Source organism: Phocaeicola massiliensis B84634 = Timone 84634 = DSM 17679 = JCM 13223, from assembly GCF_000382445.1.
GTDB lineage: Bacteria > Bacteroidota > Bacteroidia > Bacteroidales > Bacteroidaceae > Phocaeicola > Phocaeicola massiliensis.
In genome coordinates, this window is the sequence record NZ_KB905472.1 from 1440069 (window position 1) to 1460393 (window position 20325).

Consider the following 20325-nt stretch of genomic DNA (forward strand, 5'->3'; position numbering starts at 1 on the left):
ATTATTTCTTTCATTTCTGTCTTTGATTCCTTTTCAAAATGAAAAGAATATTGTCAAAATGGAAGGGTAGCGAAGCCTGTTCTTTTTAGAATAAGCGATTAGATATATCATCTGATTAATCTTTCGTATAGTTTATCCCGGCTTTTCTAGCTTGCGAATGTTGGAACCGGCGGGCAATGAAATATTCATGACCTTCTTTTAGCAAGCGATATCCGGTTTGTTTGAACCAAAAATTGATTTTGTTTTCCACTGATTGACGACGAATATCAAGTACCCATTCATAATTGCATATACGAGCTTCTTTACCTGACTCGCCACCTACAACAATTTGTTCTACCCAAGGACCAAGCTCTCCTCTGAAATCTATTTCTGTTAGCAAAGGCTCGCAAATAATGATTTTATGTTTGATGGGAGCCGCCTTGTAGATGGGAAGGCGATAATCTACTCTGTCTTGATTTTCCATAGTACAACAAATAGTTACATTTTCGTATCCTTCTCCCCAGTCAGATGGCAAACACTCTTTTAATCTGTCTATGCGTTTGGTGATGAAAAGAAAGTGGAGGTCTTGACGTTTCCGCATCATTTGCCATGCTTCTTCACGCCATTCATCGGCTTCTTCAATCAGAAAATCAGAAGTGAAGCAAGTATAGACCAGATTGCCGGGAGGAATTTTATAGGTGTTGTTTCGTTTGCGCTGTATGGGAAAGTCAAATTTTCCGGTTTTAGTAATGATGGAACTATCTCGACCTCGTTGGCTGTCGCCACGGTAAACGTAACAATGACGACAACCTTCGCTTAACTTGTGGCAGCCGTGCCAAGGATTCCACATAGAGGAGTTTTTGCTAATATGGTTTTCCATAATTTATGTGTTATGATGACAGGATTATTATTGAAAGCAAAGGTAAGATTTATAAGTTGGAAGTAGGTGAATAAAAACTACTATTTTATAGTTGTTCTAATTTCCAAAGATAGTATCTTTGCTTTTCATCCAAATAAAAAGAATCTTTATGGAAAAAGACGATAGAAAATGGGAGATTATTGAAAGTGAATATCTTATCCGCCGCCCTTGGCTGACCGCACGCCGTGACCGGGTTAAACTACCTACAGGAGTTGAAATTCCTGAATATTATATTTTGGAATATCCTGATTGGGTAAATGTAATTGCTATCACCAAAGAGGGTAAATTTGTATTAGTACGCCAATATCGTCACGGAATAAAAGAAACACGTTATGAAATTTGCGCCGGAGTTTGTGAAACCGGAGAAGAACCTTTGCTTTCTGCCCAACGTGAATTGTACGAAGAAACAGGGTATGGCAATGGAAATTGGACAAAACTTATGACCGTTTCAGCAAATGCCAGCACCATGACAAATATCACTCATTGTTATCTGGCTACGGAGGTAGAACGAATCTCTACCCAGCATTTGGAAGAAACTGAAGATCTGACAGTGCATTTGCTGGATGAAGAAGAAGTAAAAGCGTTGTTATTGAATGATGAGGTGAAACAATCATTGATGGCTGCACCGCTTTGGAAGTATTTTGCTTTATATTCTCGTTTATAATAAAGACTTTTAGGGAGCTTTTTCAGTCTCCCTAAAAGTAAGTTGAATCATTTATTCTATTAAACCGAGTTAATCACTTTTTATACTTCTTTGTATCGTCATTCGCTCACCTTCTCAGTGAGAATCCTTTTTTTGCAGATAAAGAATGCATAGCCATAATATGCTTTATACTTACTATATAGCTCAGCCTCACGATGATTGGATGTTATCAATTCTTCTACGATTCTGCTTCCTGCATGCTTTCTTCTGAATATTTCCTCGGCTTTAGCTTGAGGAGTGAAATAATGTTCTATCCAGCAATTCTCCGGAAGAATGAATGTCGCAACCGGAATATATCCTGCTTTTTGTATCTGGGCTACTTTGTTGGGAACCGTATCTATTTCCGTATAAGCACTCATCCAGAAATCATGAATTTCTGCCGGGCGTTGGTCGGTAAACCAGACACTTTCAGAAACGGCAAGGTATCCTCCCGGTTTCAAATAGTTGCGCCACTCTTTCAAGCCTCGTTCAAAGCCGATATTATAAATGGCCCCTTCCGACCAGATCAAGTCCAAAGAGTCCTTTTCGAAAGAAAGGTCATCCATCGAACCGACTATGCCTTTCACTCTATTCTGGAGATTCAGTTTCTCGGCATTCTTGTTGAAACGTTCAATGAATCCCGGGAAAAAGTCGATGCCTGTAATCTTCCCCGGCGCATGTTGTGCCAAGATCATTGTCTGACCCCCTGTTCCACAGCCGAGATCGGCAATAAGGGATTTGTCGGTAAGATTATCTATAAAGCTTAATGCTTTAAGAGTTACTTCGGGACTTCCGGGGCCTTGTCGCTCCGTATTTAAGAAAAAATCACAAATCAAATTTACATCGAATCCTAGAATTGTATTGTTGTCATTATTCATTATCGTAATATATTAAACATACACTGAAAGTATAGTCATACTCCCTGTGTAATAAAAAAATAAAATTATAGTAATATGAAATTGTTCTCGAAAAAATATCCCGAGAATACACGAATAAACAATCTATTTATGAGAACAGATTGTTTACGACACCAAATCCGATATACGAGTTTTTAACATAGTGCAAAGATACACCTATTTCATTGAAAAACAATAGAAAACAATGTTTAAATTTAGAAGATAGATCTTTTTCACTCTTTTAAAAACCCTTATTGTGTCACTTGTTATTCTTGGGGATTTAAATATCATATTACAAACAAAGGGAAGAATAAGCCGTTCCCGGGGGTCGGTCAAGGCCTTTTAAACGGAAGATTATTACAGTCTGCGGTAATGGACTGTACAGTCTACTGTAGCAGACTGTACGGTCCACTGCAACGGACTATACAGTCCGCCGCCGGAGACTGTAGTAATTCGACGGACAGACAGGCATAATCAGAAGGACGAAAACGCTTGGTCCGGCTAATGAAACGACGTAGGAAGCTCAAAATCCGTTTTTACTAAAGAACGCAAGATTAACCTTGGACTCCGTTTTTTTGTTATATGAAAACGAAAAAATGTAAAATCGCTTAAAAGTGTAATCTTGTTCCTGTTTTGTTTCTCGATAAAAATCAATAAATTTACAACGAATTGATTATTGCTTTGTTAAACAGATTTATTTTGAAAGCCTGAATTTCTTAACAAAAAAGACATCTTGTTAATGAATTTCATGAAATCGATTTGTGAAAATGCCGTTACAGAACATAGTGTCACATTCTATGTTGATTACTTGTGTGTTTCAACCAAGCACCTGACTCGATTGACGAAAGAAACGTTTAAACAGACACCCCACGAAATGATATGCAAAGAAATCATTTATCATGCTTTGGACATGTTGGATAATCATGAGATAAGTATCCGGCAAATATCCGAAGAACTGAATTTTGTAGATATGGCATCTTTCAGCAAATTCTTTAAAAAGCAACCTTTTGATTATTGTTTTGGGTTCGCAGTACCACATTAAAGCCAAGCTGCTGATAAAATTTAACCGTAGTCTCTATATCTATAGTTGGAATACCAATATGTTGTATCCCCATGCAGTAATTATTAATCAATGTTTCCATATATGTTTCCTTTTATAAATTAAATAATTGGATACCAAGTTGAAAAAAGGCTCTGTCTGCTTGCGGATTCCATACCATACAAGCATGAATCGGCATCGTATGCTTCGCTAATGTCCAATCAAAGGTTACTTTTAGCAAAACATGTACAATCCCATTTGTATTACCATAAAAATTAGTTTTACTACCGGCTTTATTCAAAGCAAATGCTCCGCCAATTCCAGCATCTGCATGCCATCGGGATTTTGTATAGATGGGGTATTCCAGATAACAAAAAGTAGAGTATTTATTGGCGGTGTTTTCTTTATTTCTGTCACGACCGAAAACTATCGTTGACCAAGATATTAAAAGAGGAAATCTTTCCCCACAATAGTAATTCAATATTGCATCTAAAAAGCGTCCGGTACTGTGAGCTTTGTAATTAAAAAATTCCTTATTATTATATGTAGCACCTGTTGAAAAATTATATGTATCCCACAAAGCCAAAGAAAAACCTTTATACTGAAATGAAATGTGATTATTAAATTCCTTGTATGTACCCTGGGTATTAGTTCCACCCCAAAAACCTAAGTTAAACAATCCATTGCATAAAGAGTAATTTACATCGCCCGTAATGACCAGCCCATCTGCTACCTCTATTCCACGCCACAGATGGTTCGTTTGTAAATTCGCCTTCATATGAAGTTGTGCGGTTGCCTCCAATGAAAACAACATTAGTAATAAACCTATGTATTTTTTCATAATCTATCATTTGATAAAATAATCTGGTAATTGTGGCATTGCCCCATTTTGTGTACATACATAAGCCGAAACATTTACTGCCAACCGATGAGCTTCCTCTACAGATTTTCCCTTTAATATTGATGCAATAAAACTGGCTGTAAATGAATCTCCGGCTCCTACAGTATCTGCCACTATTACTTTGGGAGTCTCAATAAAAGAAACAACTCCAGGAGTAAAGACATAACTTCCATTGACTCCACAAGTAAGTATGAGCATTTTCAAATTATATTTGGCTAATAGAATCCAGCACTTATCCTTTAAGTCAATACCTGGATAACCAAACATACGACTGACTGCAATCAATTCCTCATCATTAATCTTCAATATATTGCATTTTTGCATAGAAGTGCATAGGATTTCTTTGGTATAGAATCCTTGACGCAGATTGATGTCGAAAATCTTATAAGTCCCTTCATCCGGCATTTCATCCAAAAACTGGTGAATTGTAGTGCGCGACACTATATTTCGCTGAGAAAGCGAACCGAAACAGACAGCTTTTGCACGTTGAGCCAACCCCTTCATTGAATCTGTAAAAGGAATATTATCCCATGCCACATTTTCCCGAATATCATAATAGGGAACTCCTTCGTTATCCAGTTCTACTTGAACTGTCCCGGTTGGATATTCTACTTTTGAAATGTGATGATTCAAAAGCTTCCCATCGAAATCACTGAGAATTTCATTACCCAACTTATCATGGCCTACTGCACTAATGACAAGACTATTTAAACCAAACTGAGATACATGATAAGAAAAATTAGCAGGTGCCCCACCTATCTTTTTTCCATCTGGCAATATATCCCAAAGAGCTTCTCCGATACCTATTACTAAATTTTTCATGATATGATTATTTAAGGATTTTGCAAGTGTGCCTGTACTTGACAGACACACTCTAAAAGTGTATTCAATTAAAATTTCACCACTGATTTTACAATATTAGCCTTATCCTGTACACTGCTATCCATTGCGTGCTGGATATCACCGAAATCGAAGACATTGGTCACGATTCCCTTTAAATTGACTTTACCCGATGCTACGGCTTCAATAGCCATAGGATAAATATGCCGGTATCGGAACACTGTCTTGAATGTGAGTTCTTTGTCCAATGCCAAGCTCAACGGAAGAGTCATTTCACCACTCTTGGAATATCCCACCAATACAATGGTAGCACCTTTTTTAGTCACGTGAATGGCTTGACGGGTGGTTATCTCCATTCCTGCTGTCTCAATCACCAAATCTATCCCCTTTCCGTTGGTAAGTTTTGCCATAGTTTCCAACACATCTTCTTCTTTAGAATTGATGACACCAGTCGCTCCCAGTTCCAATGCCTTGTCCAAACGTTTCTGCATTATATCGACTACATAAACCTTAGACACACCTTCTGCCTTCAAAGCCATCATGGATACCAATCCGATACAGCCGGCACCGAAAACAAGGGCTGTTTGTCCGGCATGTGCATTCCCTTGATTGGCTGCATGAAAGCCTACAGCCAAGGGTTCGATCAATGCACCTTCTAAAGTAGAGACATTTTCGGGCAGTTTGAAGCAAAGATCGGCTTCGTGAGCTACATATTCCTGAAACACGCCATCTACCGGAGGAGTAGCAAAGAACACCACATCGGGACATAAATTATACTTTCCCTCACGACAGTACTCGCAATGTCCGCAAGTTTTTCCAGGTTCCAAAGCTACCCGGTCACCCACTTTCAGATGTTTCACGTTCTTTCCCACTTCGACCACTGTTCCACCCGGTTCATGTCCCAATACGAAGGGAGGTTCTACCACATAATCACCGATACGTCCGGTTTCGTAATAATGCATGTCTGATCCGCAAATGCCAACATATTCCAATTTAACCAATACTTCATTGTCTTTGGGCTGAGGAATATCTCTGTTTGTATAACCCATTTGACCAATGCCGTTCATAACGGCTACCTTCATTGTACCTTTCATAATGTAATCTCCTATTATTTAAATTAAAATGATGTCAATTGTTTTAGATAGTCTTCAAGTTCCGCTTGAGTAGGCATGGCTCGAATAGCTCCTTTACGAGTAGTTTCCAGTGATGCAGCTGCGTTAGCTCGAAACAGCATTTCCTGTAGCTGATGGTCAGAAAGCTCCATGCCTTGCTCCAAAATATAGGCCAAACAGCATCCAAGAAAAGTATCTCCTGCACCGGTTGTATCTATGGTTCGATTGGTGAGAAATGCCTCCTGGTATACCTTTCGATTTCCCATAAATGCCTGACTGCCGGCTTCTCCTGATGTCACAAGAATCAAAGAAATAGAATAATGTTTCTGCAAAAAGTCCACTCCATTCTGAATAGTAGTTTGCTGGGTAATAAATGCCAGTTCACTAGCTTCCACTTTTAAAATATCACACACAGAACATCCATACAACATCCACTTGCGGGCTTCCTCTTCACCAGGCCATAACACAGGACGGTAATTGGGGTCGAAGGATATTAACCGATGTTTTGATTTGGCTGCTTTAATAGCTTTACGCGTAGCTTTTCTACATCGTTTATGTGTGAACGAAAGGGAACCAAAATGGAAAATACGAGTGCGTGACAGCATATCTGCATCCACATCCCCTTCATCCAAATTCATGTCGGCCGTACGATTGCGGTAAAAAAGATATTGGTGGGGATAAGTTTTCGAGTCATTCAAAAAAGCCAAAGTAGTATTCCTTTTCTTGTCTTTCGACAGCCCTTCCGTAGAAATACCCATCCTAACAATGCGTTGTTGCAAAGCATGTCCCAAAAAGTCATCTCCGACTTTTCCTATAAAAGCTGTTCGTTTCTGCAGATTGCTTAACATGGCCAAGACATTGCAGGGAGCACCACCAGGGTTTGATTCATACACCACACTATCAAAATCATTGGAATGCAAGGCGTTGAAATCAACCAACAGTTCGCCTAAAGCGATAACATCATATTCTCGCTGATTCTTTTTGCGTTTCAGGAACCTATATTTAATTACTGCCAGAATTCGATTATAGCTTCTTTTATCAAGTTTATAAAAGAACAACGCAAGTGCAGTCACTACCCATAATATTCCTGGTATGGTACTGAATGAATGCCTCATAATAGCTACAACGGCTTCATTCTGTGTGGTGTTAGCTTCATAGCCGGCCCATCCTAATGACAATGCCAGTAACGCAGTACCCAATGCCATGCCAATCTTATTACCGAGAGAAATGAAAGCATATTGGAAACCATCATTCCGGATGCCTGTACGCCATTCTCCATATTCCACACAGTCAGGAATAATTGCATAGATTGCGGTATTGAAACCGGAGAAGAAGAATTGGGAAAGTGCCGCAAATAAATAGAAAGGTATGGGGGAGGTCACAGGACTGAAAAAGAATAGTGCAATTATGGTGATACCCGTACCAAAGGCAAACACAGAGGCTGCCCAACCCTTGTTGGAAGTCAATTGAAATACCTTCGGAAAGCAGGCTGCTCCAATGATGGATGGGATGATGATGGCCATAGAATAATAGGTGAACAATACAGCATCATTCTCCACATAGGTAAAATAATAGAGTAAATCGGCGTTCCGCCCGTAAAGGATAAATCCAAACAGCACCTGTCCCAACAACGCCAACAAATAAGGTTTGTTCTTAGCAACGGCCTGCAGTTGCAATCGTAACGGAATTTTCTGGGCAACAGGCACTTCTACCACCTCTTTTGTCTTGGCAAAACAAAAGATATGACAGACAGCGAAGATAGTTCCATAAAGAATTGCAATCAGCAGATAGCCTTGCCGGGCATTTCCATTACCCAACCATTCAATCAATGGAATCGTAATGATGTTGATAATTCCAATAGCTATCATAGCGCTAACCGACCGGGAAGTATTGATTTGTGCTCGTTCGGTCATATTCTGAGTCATTGCACCACACAACGTTCCATAGGGAATATTTACACAGGTATATCCTAAGACCAAAATACAGTAAGTCACAGCCATGTAAATGATTTTATGCGTCTGACTCCAGTCCGGATGTGCCCAGAAAGTAAGAATCAGAACTAAAGCGGTTAACGGAGCAGCAAACAAGAGCCAAGGACGATAGCGTCCCCATCGGGTATGCGTCTTATCGCTTAGCCCTCCAATAATCGGGTCGTTGATGGCATCCCAGAAACGGGAAAATAACATCAATGTAGCTACGGCACTCATACTGATTCCAAAAACATCGGTATAGAATATCATCAGGAAATTCCCGACAAACATCCAGCTGAAATTACAGCCAACATCTCCCATGCCATAAGCCAACTTGCTTATGAAAGGAACTTTCGATTGATTCAAATCGTTTTTCATGTGTATTGCTTATTAGATTTTAATGATTTCTGAAACAAAACTATACACTGGAAATCAGATGAAAAATAAATTTTATACATTTATCTTTCGCAACCGTTCCCGCAACCGTTCCCAAAATCCGCAACCGTTCCCAAAAACTTGCTTTTTTTTCATATCTTTGTAGCGTTAATAAAAAATGCCGCCATGAAATACACTACCATCATCGACATAGCCCAAGCTTTGGGCATTTCCAAATCGACCGTGTCGCGTGCCTTACGGGGCGATAAGCAAAATGTCAGTAAAGAAACACGGGAAAGAATCTTGGCGATGGCCAAGAAAATGGGATACACCCGCAATGAACTGGCCGTCAATCTGCGAAAACAAAGCACGCGCACTATCGGTATAGTGGTTCCGGAAATGCTGACTCCTTTTTATATGAATTTCATTACCTATGCCCAACAGGAATTGAATAGACAGGGATATCGGGTTACATTGGCTCAGTCACATGAAAATCCGAATGCAGAACTGGCCAATCTACAGATGTTTGAAGACTATCGGGTAGAGGGCATTCTCATCAGTGTCTGTCATACAGAAAAGAATCTTGCAACTTATCAGCGAATTATGAAAAAAGGCATTCCTATGGTCTTTTTTGACCGCACCTTGTCTTCTTTGCCAATTTCCAAAGTGAAAATCGATGATTATCTAAAATCGTTCTTTTTGGTCGAACAGATGATACGTAGAGGAAAAAGAAGAATTGTTCACTTGGCAGGACCCGACTATATTCAAAACTCCCAAGAAAGGAAACGTGGATATCGGGATGCCTTGGAAAAATTTCATCTTCCTTATTGTCCAGAGTATGTCATTGATGCTGGAGTCGATTTCTCTGGAGGTGAGCAGGCAGTGGAACAATTATTGAAACAACACATTGCTTTCGATGCACTATTTTGCTTTACGGAAATGTCTGCTCTCGGAGCAAAAAGCAATCTTCAAAAGCATGGAGTCCAAATACCTGATGAGGTTGCCATAGCTTGTATTTCGGGAACGGATTTGTGCGTATTAGTTCATCCATCCATTACAGCAGTCGAACAACCAGTAAAACAAATGGCGGAAGAAGCATCAAGACTAATTGTACAAAAAGTAGAGCACCCGGAACTACCTGATAAAACCATTATATTAGAAGCTGAGACTATTTATAGAGAATCTACATAAAATATTTAAGCAAACAAAGCAAAGAAAAAGAAGGTGTATCGTCATTCGCTCACCTTCTCAGTGAGAATCCTTTTTTTGCAGATAAAGAATGCATGGCCATAATATGCTTTATACTTACTATATAGCTCAGCCTCACGATGATTGGATGTTATCAATTCTTCTACGATTCTGCTTCCTGCATGTTTTCTTCTGAATATTTCCTCGGCTTTAGCTTGAGGAGCGAAATAATGTTCTATCCAGCAATTTCCACTCTTTTAAAAACCTATTTTACGTTTCAAATAAATCATATCTTTTAGTAAAACCCCATTGTCAATAATGGGATGATCGTAATTCTCCGTGAAAAAACCTTTTATACAATGAGAATATTCAAAGCCGCAACTTTTATAAAATGCAAGAACACCGGGAACGTCTCCTGTTCCCACTATCATCTGAGTATATTCTTTTGAATAATGATTTATCAGGTAGTTTATTAGTTTTCTTCCATATCCTTGTCGCTGGGCAATAGGGGTAACCGCTATATTCTTCAATTCACAAATTTCCGGACCTTCTTTTGTTACAACGCCCACGGCTTTTATCCCATTATCTTCCAATACAAACAAGTCACCACGCTCCAGATACCGGTCTATCATTGTTTCCTGTTCATCCCCAAGCAATAATAAGTCCAGATATTGCTTTTTATTTCTAGATATTTTAATGATGTGATAATCCATAATATTATATTTATAACATTCTTGTCTCTATAGATAGTGCAAAACAGCACTATTTTAACGATTCCCGGCATATCGGTAAACAGCAGCCGAAATATCAGAGATTATTTTAGCATTCGTTTCCATATTTTCTTTTGAGTCTTTGACAAATACAGCTACTACGTATCGGCTTCCATCAGGTAGAATTACAAAGCCAATGTCATTGATGCCAATGTATTCTCCCCGGTCATTCTTATCGGAAGTTCCTGTCTTATGTCCTATCTTGACTTCACTTTCGGGAAGGGGAGCAGGCAGTCTGTCTTTGCCTGTCCCACACTCTATCATAATATGCTTTAGAAAATCTGTATATTCATTTCTCATGAAATCTTGAGTCATAAAAAGTTCCAATAGATTGGCTGCTTCCATTGGTGTTGTCCAGTTTTTGTAACAATCATCCATGTCTTGATGCATCTCATCTTCGGTAGCAGTTATGGAAACATCGTTTATTCCCAATGAATGAATGTATTCATCCACCACGTTTACACCACCTATATAATCGAATAAGATATCACAGGCTACATTGTCACTTGACTGCATTGTATAAACTAAAAGTTCACTAATCGGAAGTTCTAAATTGCCTTGGGGATATTTATCACGCAAAGGGCTGTATGTATCCGGTTTGAAATATTTTTTATCAAGATATAGGGAAGTGGAAAGTGGAATATGCCGTTTTTGCAGGTAATCACATACAGCCAATGCCTGATGAAACTTATAAACGCTCATCATGGGATATTTTTCGGCATTATTTATGGCCAGCGTATCTTCTCCATCCAGTATCAAAGCCACTCCTATAGTTGCTTTCTTATCTTTAATAATATGTCGAATTTCTGTTTTTAATGTTTTCAATGAATCTTGGGATTTATTCTGAACACATCCGCCAGACAACACACACCATATACATATAATAATATATGGATATCCGTTTTTTGCTAAAGACTGCAAGATTAACCTTGGACTCCGTTTTTTTGTTATACGCATTTTCCTGATTTTAATTGTACGAAGATACCGGATTATCAGTCATTCTCCAAATTTTTCCTTATTTAAAGATTAGCCTTTTATCTTCTTCCGCAAATAACACAGCAGTATTTACCAGCGCCAGATGAGAATAAGCTTGTGGGAAATTACCCAATTGCTCTTTTGTTTCGAAATCAATATCTTCACTGAACAGGCCCAAATGGTTTGAATATTGCAAAATTTCATCGAACAGACAGCGTGCTTCGTCTTTTTCCCCGATGACATAAAGTGCACGGATCAGCCAAAATGTACAGATGGTAAAGGCCGAAGAAGGACAGCCAAAATCATCATGAGTATTATAGCGGTACATCAATCCTTTGTGTAACAAGGATTTCTTGACGGCTTTCACTGTTTTATGATAACGAATATCATCAGCATCTATAAATCCATAAGGTTCCATTAACAGTAAAGAAGAGTCCAAATCCAGATTGCCGTATGCTTGTGAAAAACTTTGTATTTCTTCCTTCCATCCGTTTCTCATAACATCCGCTTTAATTGCATCCGCTTCTTCTTCCCAACGTCGGCTATTCTCATATTTATTCAGAATACGGGCTATGCGGGCTCCTCTGTCCAAAGCAACCCAACACATCACTTTGGACGAAACGAAATGCTGTCCTTCACCCCGTATCTCCCAAATTCCTTTATCAGGCTTTCTCCAATTTTCCATCACAGTCGTCATAATACTTTTCACCATTTCCCACATATCTTCTATTTCATCCAATGTACCTGGCATCAACCGGTAATATTGGTAAATCAAGTCCATCAGATAGCCGAATGAATCATTCTGCCTTTGATGATAAGCATCATTGCCGATACGCACCGGTTGGGAATTTTTATATCCTGAAAGATGGTCGAGTATAACTTCAGTCAATTTCCTTTCCCCACGAATGCCATACATTATTTGATAAGTGTCGTGCTCGGCAACAAAAGTAGATTGTATGAATTTCATGAATTTGCGGGCTGCATCGGCATGACCTATCTTGAAAAGAGTCTCTATGGACATGGAGGCATCCCGCAACCAACAAAAACGATAATCCCAATTGCGTACTTCTCCCACAGATTCGGGCAGGCTGGTAGTAAGAGAAGCTAACACCGCGCCATTATAAAAAGACATCATCTTCAGGGTGAGTAAGCTACGCTCTATTATATCGTTGTAAATAGTAAACTTTCTTGTACGATCCGTCCAGTTCAACCAATAAACCAACGTGCGGCAATACTCCAGTTTCTCACGCTCTATATCAACAGGCATCACCTTTTCATTGTATGAAAGGAGGAAAAATTCATCTTTCTCTAATATAAATTCCTGATGGTCTACAATACCTTGCAACGGCAAAGAGGAATACAGATATTGTCTGTCCTTGTTGTTAGAAGAAGAATAGGTTTCAATATACCGGGAAGTTACATTAAAAAACGCTTTTCCACGAGCATAGTCGGGAGCCGGATGGTAATTGACTTTAATGCGGGGACGACCTTTAATCCAGCGGATATAACGATAGACCTCAGCCGGACGATAATATTCCTTATTATCATATAACTCATAACAAGGCATAAAGTCGACTACCGCAAATTCATCTTGCTCTGACACAAAAGTAGTGGAAAGAATATTGGTATGGGGAACATACGATTGGATGGTGTGATAGTCTTCTGAAACTTCAAAACCAAAAGTCCCGCCTTTTTCACAATCCAGAAGAGCTGCAAAAATAGAAGGTGAATCAAAATTTGGAAAACATAGCCATTCAATACTTCCTTTTTCGGAAATCAGTGCGGCTGTGCAGCAATTACCGATTACACCGTAATTCAAATTGTCCATGGTTATTTTTTTGTAATGTTAGTGGTTTATTATCCGTTTTAAAAAATCTATAGCCGATGATAGCTGCCCTTTCAAACCACTTTTCAAGGCTGCTTTCACCACGCTTTTATCTGTCAGCCGTTGTAAAAACGGCAAGGTGTCTGTCTGTACGGGCAGATTGTAACGTGCACTCTCGGATGCTGTACCAATCTTTACAGTCACAGCAGTAACAGGCAGGGCTTTAAACATATCATCATCCGTGGTATCATCTCCCATTGCCAGGATAAAATCATATCGGGTGGCAAGCAAAAGCCTGTTTACTTCTGAACCTTTGGTAAATTCGGGAGATTTTATTTCTATCACCTTATTACCTTGCATGATTTGCAAATTCTGTTTCAAGCAAATAGATATCAAGGAATTGACCAACTGTTGTGCACGTAATCTGCCCAACCATGCATCGGCCTCACGATAATGCCAGGCAAGTGCCGTTTCTTTGACTTCAAGATGGGAGCGAGGAGTCTTGCTGACAAATAATTTTAATATAGAAAGCAATCCGGGGCTCCATTCCTGCGCGTGTACATTCTTGTGCCATACACCATTCTCTTTATAAAAGGCCACATGTTCGGCTGCAAAGGAAAGAGGCAGTGCACCCAACCATTTCTCTAAAGTAAAATGGTCACGTCCGCTGTTTATTACCACATGATTCAAGGGGTCGGCAGTCAGTTTCTGCAATGTATCCAGCAATTGCGGAGTAGGAGAGGCATCTTCCGGCCTTTTCTGAAAAGGAACCAGCGTCCCGTCATAATCCAATAAAATCAAACGCTTTTTAGCATGTAAGTATTGATGCTGAATTTCCTGCATATTCTGTGATCCTATCTTCTTAAGAAGCATGGTTTTGTTTTTATGTGCCACTTCCTGCCATTCATTTACAAAATCGGCAGCCCATTTATTGACAGTCTGTACGGATACAATAGACTGCATACGGTGCATCCGTTCTTTCTGTTCTTCAAACGGCATTTCCAATGCCCGGCAAATGGCATTTTCTATCTGCTCCGTATCATTGGGATTAACCAGTAAGGCGTCGGTCAGTTCCACAGCGGCACCGGCCATTTCACTTAAAACCAATACACCGGGATTGTCTTGCTTGACAGCAACATACTCTTTGGCAACCAAGTTCATTCCGTCACGCAAAGGAGTGACTAATGCAATATCAGCTATAAAATACATGGCAGCCAATTCTTCGAATGAAAAACCATGATAAAAATAGCAGACCGGAGTCCAGTTCATTGTAGAATATCGTCCGTTGATAGAACCTATTTCCTCGTCAATCCGGGTTTTCAATTCGGCATAACTGCCTACATGATCACGTGAAGGAACTATGACCATAGCCAGTGTTACCTTGCCATGATATTCGGGATGGTGTTCCAAAAAAGAGGCAAATCCATAAAGACGGTGCAAAATACCTTTACTATAATCCAAACGGTCTACCGATAGGATAAGTTTATGTTTGCCAAACAAGAGACGGGTTCGTTCTATAGCTTTCCAAACATTTTTTTGTTGTGACACATTGTGGTAAAGGTCATAATTTATCCCCATCGGAAGTGCATCAACGCGCACAATGCGACTGCCTATCCGGGTTTCATCCAAACTGAAATCCATATGGAGTACCCGTTCGGCCGCGCTGATGAAATGACGCATATAGTCATGTGTATGAAATGCGATAAAATCGGCTCCTAACAATCCTTTCAGTATTTCGGCACGTTCAGGCAGAATTCGGAATAACTCATAAGATGGAAACGGAATGTGATGGAAATAGCCGATATGCAACCGGGGAAGCTCTTGGCGGAGCATTTCCGGAAGTAACATCAACTGATAATCTTGTACCCAGACCCAATCATCCGGTTCCACAAGGCGGATGATTTCCCGACAAAACAAAGCGTTAACCTCTTGGTAAGATTGCCAGAAACTCTTTCTATATAATGTATAGGCAAAGAAATAGTGGCATAAAGGCCACAGGGTACTGTTACTGTATCCCTCATAATAGTTCTTATATTGCTCATCGGATAAAAATATGGGATGGAGATTCATTTCCTCCAACCGGTGACAGATATCCTGTTTTTCTTCCTCTTTGTCTGTACAGATTCCGGGCCACCCCACCCAATGTTTCTCGTAATTGCCTTGTAGGGAATTTAGGCCCGTTGTCAGACCTCCTTCACTACGTGAGAAAACAAAGGTATCTTTTTCTGCGACAGCCTTCACGGGCAGTCTGTTTGATATGATATACAATTTCATTTTTATGTAATTCTTTTTTTCAGTTAGATGACAAAAGTCATACCACCAACTTAAATATCTTATTATCAATATGGTATATACTTGTTGATTAGTTTATACTTTTTCAATATGAAAGCCTTTTTTCTAAAATGGGAAATGAAATAGCCGAAAGATAAAAGTGCAATTTTTGTAATGGCATCGATTTTGATTTATATAGAGTATAACGCTATCAACTTATAGAAAAGGTAGCGAGCAAACAATAATAAACAACTGATTAACAAATTAATAAAGATGAAACTAGTAAGAATATAGCTTTCCAATATGGAAATTTGCCTGTTAAAATGAAAAAGAAACTCCAAAAGAATAAAATGCAATACAAAAATGAAAGTATATAATTTAGAAAATATTAAATCTGCTGCCGAACTGAAACATCGGACTGAAGCAATTAGTATGAACGAACGTTCTATTATAGTGCTCGACACTTTTACCGGCATTGCCCAAAAGCTGCAAGCTGTTTCTATTTCTTTATTCCATCTCGATATCGAAAAGGTTATGAATCAATTGCAGGATTTCGAGAATGATTGTGGAAATTGGCTGGACAATCTTCTTTCCTCCGAAATGCAGAAAGCAGAAGCTGCCAAAGAAATAAAAGTACACATCAATCAAATTTCCCGTTTATGTAATGAAAATCCGAACATCATTGACGATCATGAGATTATGGCTCACGGAGCAATGATATCCTCTCTTATTCTGTCACATTATTTAGAAGAATGTACGAAAAAGAACTTCATCTTGAACTCATGTCATTTCATGCGACTAGGGCTTGATCGGAAACCGGATATAAAGTATGTGAAAAAAAATGTAGAAGAACTGATGAAAGACTGTCCCGATGTTCCCATTCTTATTACCCAAAGCCGTTTGTGTAAAAATGCATATGATGAAGTGGATTTCTTCCCACAAATAGGAAATGAGTATTATGCCACTGTTATCGGGGCTGTATTCCATGCGGATGAAATTATAACATCCTTACGTTCTGATGAAATTTGTTTCCGAGGTATGGAACATACTCGGACTCTTACATACGGTGAAGCCGAGAATTTTATTGATAGCGGCATTGCATTGCTTCATCCGGAATGTATTCCGCTGGCGCGCACCGTCGGTATGGCCATTGTATTGATAAAAACACCGGAAGATACATTACGGATATCATCAGAAAAAACAGGAACAAAAGTAAAAGCTGCTGTTTCACGCAGAGGTGTGGTCTTTGTCAAACTTCGTTCGTTGGGGGTTCTTACTTCTTATCTATTTATAGGCAAAGTATTTGATGTGTTCGAGAAATATAAGGTTCCTGTCTATTTAGCGACTTCCTCTAATGTGAGTGTTTCATTGGCTGTGAAATGTAGCAACGACACATTACGCCTGATATATCGTGAATTACATAAGTATGCGGAAATAGGAATGGAAACAGAAATGTCTGTGGTCAGCGTTATTGGCGATCTAAATTGGGAAAAGCATACAGGGTTGGAAGCCAGAATTATAGAAACGCTGAAAGAGATGCCGGTATGTATGATTTCATACGGCAGCAGTACTCACAATCTTTCAGTGCTGGTACGGGAACAAGATAGAGAAAAGGCATTAATGACACTGTGCAAAGCCTTTCTGGATATTCCATCAGAAAAATTTGATGTAATAAAACAAACTCAATTACAAGACTCTTTTGTCATGTGACCTTCCTGAATAAACAGAAGCAACAAATTTGCCCGACAGGTATTTGTTGCTTTTGTTTTTGATTAAATAATTCTTTCCCTTATAAACAAAACAGACATATGGTTGATTACCAGTCCTGAATAACCTTTTAAAATAGTTGCTGTTATCCATTCTTAACTTTAATACAGAACAGGAGATAATAAAATGGATTTAAAGCAAACAAAGAACATCTCTGTTAAAATACTTTTTGTATATTTGCAACAATACGTTTTATCGTTAAAATAGTTGTAACAGAAATAATACACATAAAAGAAAAACAGAGTAAATAGAAAATGAAGCGAGTTATTAATCTGGACAATTGGAATAGAAAAGAGCATTTTAAATTCTTCTCGGCTCTCGATGACCCTTTTTGGGGAATTACCACGACTGTTGATTTCACAAGCATATATCAACAAAGTAAAAATATGGAAGTTTCTTTTTTTCTTTATTCTGTGCACTTCCTATTGAAATGTATCAATGCGACTACTGCATTCAAATTACGTATAGAAAACGGAGAAGTAGTAGAATATGATAAAATCAATATTTCGCCCACTATCGGAAGAGAGGACGGAACTTTCGGCTTTGGATTTTTTGAGTATGACACAGATCTTTCCTTATTTATTGAAAATGCAGAAAAGGAAATACATAGAGTAAAAAACAGTACCGGACTTTCTTTTTCCAAGGACACAGCAAGAGCGGATGTCATCCGTTATTCGGCTCTGCCCTGGTTTGCCTTTTCCGAGATGAAACATGCCGGTTCAATTCAAACAGGAGATTCTATACCCAAAATTTCCACAGGTAAGCTGATACAAGAAAAAAAGAAACTTTTGCTTCCTATATCCATCAGTGTCCACCATGGCTTGGTGGATGGACGAAATGTTGCTGAATTTATACAGAACGTAAAAGACGGACAAAATAATACATTATGATATGATTGCTCTCTCTTCCTATTCTAATAATAAAACATGAAAAATAAAATAGAATTTATCGCTTTTGATGCCGATGACACTCTTTGGGAAAATGAACTTTATTTTCAAGAGTTGGAACACAAATTTTGTCATCTTCTGAGGAAATATTCACCGGCTCCTTCCGTATCAGAAGAATTGTTCAAGACAGAAATAAAAAATCTGCATATCTATGGTTATGGACTGAAAGGAATGCTGCTTTGCATGATTGAAACCATTTGCAAAGTTATTAATGGAGAAGGAGACCTCAATCTCGTAAAAGAAATCCTCCGTTCAGGTCAGGAACTTCTGCAAAGACCAATCACATTATTGGACGGTGTGCAAGAAGTCATATCAGCCTTGCACGAAAATTATAAATTAGTATTGGCCACCAAAGGTGATTTGTTCGATCAAAAAAGAAAGATTTCTGCGTCCGGATTACAAGAATACTTTTGCCACATAGAAATAATGAGCGACAAGAAAAATGCGGATTATAAAAGATTGCTTGATCATTTAGGGTGTAAGGCAGAAAATTTACTGATGATAGGTAATTCGATAAAGTCGGATATTATTCCCATATTGGAACTCGGAGGTTATGCAGCCTATGTACCTCATCATGTCACTTGGGCACACGAACAATACGAAGGAGAAGTAACGCACTCCCACTTTATTAAGTTGAATAACATTAAAGAGATACAAAACTATCTTTAGTTTTTGCCATACTCCATTCTCCACGTGGTAACTCTTTGAACAAAAATACCACGTCCGGCAAGACTCAAAAAAGGATAAGTCACTCTATACAACAAAAAAGGGTTGTCAAAACGTGGATAATGCTGTCGTTTCGTTCGTAGGGGCGAGGTTCGCTCGCCCGAAAACAGTTTGCTTTGTGTCTTCGGGCAGGCAAACCCTGCCCCTACAGTTGACGATTGGATAGTCCGGTTTCGTTTTGACACTTCCTTTTGTTAAAAAAATCACATATTTAAAACCCAATACTTAATCCGGCTATCAGATAAGTTTTGTCAAATGAGGGCGAAACAATAGCCTGTACAAACAAAGGCAAAGAAAAATGATCTGTAATATTAATGTTCTTGGAAGCTTTTAGAGCAATATCTGTAAAAGCAGCACCATCAGCATCATACATTCCTTTCCAAGGAGTGAAACCAACGGAAGGAGTGAGCGTAATTTCTGCCGGGCAAGCAATATTATAAGAAGCATTGATATAAGTGGAATAAGCACGATCACCGTCTTTGTTATCGTCTCCTCCCGCAAACATGGTAGACCAACTCAAGGTCAGAGGAAAGTTCTCGCCGAAATTATAAGCTAATGTTCCTTCAAAATGATGATCATGTTTATAATCCCCGTAGGGCATGGTGATGCCATTCCACCAATAGTCGGTCACTGTAATACCTAAACCGCCAATGGTATAACTCAAATTGATGTCAAACTCTTGTGCACCGTCTGTCTTGGTCAGGCTCTGACTCCCCCAAGCAGACAAAGAAAGATTGCCGTAAGATAATCCTAATGTAGGCTGTACAGAAAATCCTGAATTCTGGTAAGCGCCACGCCAAATGTAATCACTTACAAAATCCGCCTTAGCCGTTACGTTAAATTCTTGTGCTTTTATCACTCCAGGCAACAGTAAAGCCAGCACCAAGACCACTTTTTTCAAATTCTTTTTCATCTTAAAAAATTAAACTAATCAATATTCGTGTTTTACATATTTCTACTATTTCCTTCTTATTGTCTGAAAGGAAATATCCATTTTGAGTTTTTCTGAATCAAGATGCATCATTCAATAGGGTGATGCACGTCAAAGATCAAGAATCCATGTTATCAAAGCAAAGAACAATACAATGATAGCCACAGCTTCTAGAGCCGACAGACTCTCGGTATCCAGGAAACTTCTCTTTT

Annotated in this window: 18 protein-coding genes and 1 pseudogene; 6 read left to right on the forward strand and 13 right to left on the reverse strand. The window is 38.9% G+C overall.

The features are described from left to right. Positions 1-115: 115 nt before the first annotated feature. Positions 116-859 (reverse strand): DUF5131 family protein, encoded by a 744-nt coding sequence (locus tag HMPREF1534_RS12905; protein ID WP_026231528.1) that lies wholly within the window; start codon positions 857-859, stop codon positions 116-118. A 148-nt stretch (positions 860-1007) separates the two neighbouring features. Between HMPREF1534_RS12905 and HMPREF1534_RS12900 the strand changes: the two genes are divergently transcribed. Then, positions 1008-1562 carry an NUDIX hydrolase gene (locus HMPREF1534_RS12900; protein ID WP_005938500.1) on the forward strand — a complete coding sequence of 185 codons (555 nt, stop codon included), beginning with the start codon at positions 1008-1010 and terminating at the stop codon, positions 1560-1562. A gap of 98 nt (positions 1563-1660) precedes the next feature. On the opposite strand, the gene HMPREF1534_RS12895 is transcribed toward HMPREF1534_RS12900, so the two are convergent. Next, entirely contained in the window at positions 1661-2458 is a 798-nt protein-coding gene (locus HMPREF1534_RS12895; protein ID WP_005938503.1) for a class I SAM-dependent methyltransferase, read from the reverse strand. 766 nt (positions 2459-3224) lie between these two features. Here HMPREF1534_RS12895 and HMPREF1534_RS12890 point away from each other — a divergent pair. Continuing rightward, on the forward strand, positions 3225-3518 hold the full coding sequence (locus tag HMPREF1534_RS12890) for a helix-turn-helix domain-containing protein (protein WP_258462474.1): 294 nt from the start codon (positions 3225-3227) through the stop codon (positions 3516-3518). Here the strand turns inward: HMPREF1534_RS12890 and HMPREF1534_RS20285 are convergent. The 5 genes from HMPREF1534_RS20285 to HMPREF1534_RS12870 form a co-directional block, all read right to left on the reverse strand. Continuing rightward, the gene (locus HMPREF1534_RS20285) at positions 3469-3618 is read right to left on the reverse strand and encodes a VOC family protein (protein ID WP_005938509.1); all 150 of its coding nucleotides are present in this window, start codon (positions 3616-3618) and stop codon (positions 3469-3471) included. The two genes, HMPREF1534_RS12890 and HMPREF1534_RS20285, sit on opposite strands and share 50 nt — an antisense overlap. A gap of 12 nt (positions 3619-3630) precedes the next feature. Further along, positions 3631-4356 (reverse strand): hypothetical protein, encoded by a 726-nt coding sequence (locus HMPREF1534_RS12885; RefSeq protein ID WP_005938521.1) that lies wholly within the window; start codon positions 4354-4356, stop codon positions 3631-3633. Between the two features lie 6 nt (positions 4357-4362). Continuing rightward, positions 4363-5238, reverse strand: a complete 876-nt coding sequence (locus tag HMPREF1534_RS12880; RefSeq protein ID WP_005938525.1) for a carbohydrate kinase family protein — start codon at positions 5236-5238, stop codon at positions 4363-4365. Between the two features lie 68 nt (positions 5239-5306). Continuing rightward, a complete protein-coding gene (locus HMPREF1534_RS12875) occupies positions 5307-6350 on the reverse strand; it encodes an NAD(P)-dependent alcohol dehydrogenase (protein WP_005938528.1) in 1044 nt (347 codons plus the stop codon). Positions 6351-6373: 23 nt separating this feature from the next. Beyond that, positions 6374-8716 carry a glycoside-pentoside-hexuronide (GPH):cation symporter gene (locus tag HMPREF1534_RS12870; protein WP_005938530.1) on the reverse strand — a complete coding sequence of 781 codons (2343 nt, stop codon included), beginning with the start codon at positions 8714-8716 and terminating at the stop codon, positions 6374-6376. Positions 8717-8899: 183 nt separating this feature from the next. On the opposite strand from HMPREF1534_RS12870, the gene HMPREF1534_RS12865 reads away from it, so the two are divergent. Next, on the forward strand, positions 8900-9904 hold the full coding sequence (locus HMPREF1534_RS12865; RefSeq protein ID WP_005938532.1) for a LacI family DNA-binding transcriptional regulator: 1005 nt from the start codon (positions 8900-8902) through the stop codon (positions 9902-9904). A gap of 41 nt (positions 9905-9945) precedes the next feature. Here HMPREF1534_RS12865 and HMPREF1534_RS21215 read toward each other — a convergent pair. The 5 genes and pseudogenes from HMPREF1534_RS21215 to HMPREF1534_RS12845 form a co-directional block, all read right to left on the reverse strand. Next, positions 9946-10149: pseudogene (locus tag HMPREF1534_RS21215) on the reverse strand (SAM-dependent methyltransferase); the annotation flags it as partial. A 9-nt stretch (positions 10150-10158) separates the two neighbouring features. Further along, a complete protein-coding gene (locus tag HMPREF1534_RS12860; protein ID WP_005852452.1) occupies positions 10159-10614 on the reverse strand; it encodes a GNAT family N-acetyltransferase in 456 nt (151 codons plus the stop codon). 54 nt (positions 10615-10668) lie between these two features. Continuing rightward, positions 10669-11628: a class A beta-lactamase, subclass A2 gene (gene bla / locus HMPREF1534_RS12855; RefSeq protein ID WP_005938534.1), complete on the reverse strand. Its 960-nt coding sequence runs from the start codon at positions 11626-11628 to the stop codon at positions 10669-10671. Positions 11629-11686: 58 nt separating this feature from the next. Next, positions 11687-13474 (reverse strand): glycoside hydrolase family 15 protein, encoded by a 1788-nt coding sequence (locus HMPREF1534_RS12850; protein WP_005938536.1) that lies wholly within the window; start codon positions 13472-13474, stop codon positions 11687-11689. 18 nt (positions 13475-13492) lie between these two features. Next, positions 13493-15745 (reverse strand): bifunctional alpha,alpha-trehalose-phosphate synthase (UDP-forming)/trehalose-phosphatase, encoded by a 2253-nt coding sequence (locus HMPREF1534_RS12845; RefSeq protein ID WP_005938541.1) that lies wholly within the window; start codon positions 15743-15745, stop codon positions 13493-13495. A gap of 360 nt (positions 15746-16105) precedes the next feature. On the opposite strand from HMPREF1534_RS12845, the gene HMPREF1534_RS12840 reads away from it, so the two are divergent. The 3 genes from HMPREF1534_RS12840 (at position 16106) to HMPREF1534_RS12830 (ending at position 19125) form a co-directional block, all read left to right on the forward strand. Continuing rightward, on the forward strand, positions 16106-17452 hold the full coding sequence (locus tag HMPREF1534_RS12840) for an ACT domain-containing protein (RefSeq protein ID WP_005938544.1): 1347 nt from the start codon (positions 16106-16108) through the stop codon (positions 17450-17452). Positions 17453-17763: 311 nt separating this feature from the next. Continuing rightward, on the forward strand, positions 17764-18399 hold the full coding sequence (locus HMPREF1534_RS12835; RefSeq protein WP_005938547.1) for a chloramphenicol acetyltransferase: 636 nt from the start codon (positions 17764-17766) through the stop codon (positions 18397-18399). A gap of 36 nt (positions 18400-18435) precedes the next feature. After that, positions 18436-19125 carry an HAD family hydrolase gene (locus HMPREF1534_RS12830; protein ID WP_005938550.1) on the forward strand — a complete coding sequence of 230 codons (690 nt, stop codon included), beginning with the start codon at positions 18436-18438 and terminating at the stop codon, positions 19123-19125. A 268-nt stretch (positions 19126-19393) separates the two neighbouring features. On the opposite strand, the gene HMPREF1534_RS12825 is transcribed toward HMPREF1534_RS12830, so the two are convergent. Beyond that, the gene (locus HMPREF1534_RS12825; RefSeq protein ID WP_005841238.1) at positions 19394-20095 is read right to left on the reverse strand and encodes a hypothetical protein; all 702 of its coding nucleotides are present in this window, start codon (positions 20093-20095) and stop codon (positions 19394-19396) included. Between the last annotated feature and the right edge of the window lie 230 nt (positions 20096-20325).

Excerpts from the sequence above, each read along its gene's own strand:
- HMPREF1534_RS12905 (WP_026231528.1), bottom strand. The coding sequence starts at position 859 with ATGGAAAACCATATTAGCAAAAACTCCTCTATGTGGAATCCTTGGCAC.
- HMPREF1534_RS12900 (WP_005938500.1), top strand. The coding sequence starts at position 1,008 with ATGGAAAAAGACGATAGAAAATGGGAGATTATTGAAAGTGAATATCTT.
- HMPREF1534_RS12895 (WP_005938503.1), bottom strand. The coding sequence starts at position 2,458 with ATGAATAATGACAACAATACAATTCTAGGATTCGATGTAAATTTGATT.
- HMPREF1534_RS12890 (WP_258462474.1), top strand. The coding sequence starts at position 3,225 with ATGAAATCGATTTGTGAAAATGCCGTTACAGAACATAGTGTCACATTC.
- HMPREF1534_RS20285 (WP_005938509.1), bottom strand. The coding sequence starts at position 3,618 with ATGGAAACATTGATTAATAATTACTGCATGGGGATACAACATATTGGT.
- HMPREF1534_RS12885 (WP_005938521.1), bottom strand. The coding sequence starts at position 4,356 with ATGAAAAAATACATAGGTTTATTACTAATGTTGTTTTCATTGGAGGCA.
- HMPREF1534_RS12880 (WP_005938525.1), bottom strand. The coding sequence starts at position 5,238 with ATGAAAAATTTAGTAATAGGTATCGGAGAAGCTCTTTGGGATATATTG.
- HMPREF1534_RS12875 (WP_005938528.1), bottom strand. The coding sequence starts at position 6,350 with ATGAAAGGTACAATGAAGGTAGCCGTTATGAACGGCATTGGTCAAATG.
- HMPREF1534_RS12870 (WP_005938530.1), bottom strand. The coding sequence starts at position 8,716 with ATGAAAAACGATTTGAATCAATCGAAAGTTCCTTTCATAAGCAAGTTG.
- HMPREF1534_RS12865 (WP_005938532.1), top strand. The coding sequence starts at position 8,900 with ATGAAATACACTACCATCATCGACATAGCCCAAGCTTTGGGCATTTCC.
- HMPREF1534_RS12860 (WP_005852452.1), bottom strand. The coding sequence starts at position 10,614 with ATGGATTATCACATCATTAAAATATCTAGAAATAAAAAGCAATATCTG.
- bla (WP_005938534.1), bottom strand. The coding sequence starts at position 11,628 with ATGCGTATAACAAAAAAACGGAGTCCAAGGTTAATCTTGCAGTCTTTA.
- HMPREF1534_RS12850 (WP_005938536.1), bottom strand. The coding sequence starts at position 13,474 with ATGGACAATTTGAATTACGGTGTAATCGGTAATTGCTGCACAGCCGCA.
- HMPREF1534_RS12845 (WP_005938541.1), bottom strand. The coding sequence starts at position 15,745 with ATGAAATTGTATATCATATCAAACAGACTGCCCGTGAAGGCTGTCGCA.
- HMPREF1534_RS12840 (WP_005938544.1), top strand. The coding sequence starts at position 16,106 with ATGAAAGTATATAATTTAGAAAATATTAAATCTGCTGCCGAACTGAAA.
- HMPREF1534_RS12835 (WP_005938547.1), top strand. The coding sequence starts at position 17,764 with ATGAAGCGAGTTATTAATCTGGACAATTGGAATAGAAAAGAGCATTTT.
- HMPREF1534_RS12830 (WP_005938550.1), top strand. The coding sequence starts at position 18,436 with ATGAAAAATAAAATAGAATTTATCGCTTTTGATGCCGATGACACTCTT.
- HMPREF1534_RS12825 (WP_005841238.1), bottom strand. The coding sequence starts at position 20,095 with ATGAAAAAGAATTTGAAAAAAGTGGTCTTGGTGCTGGCTTTACTGTTG.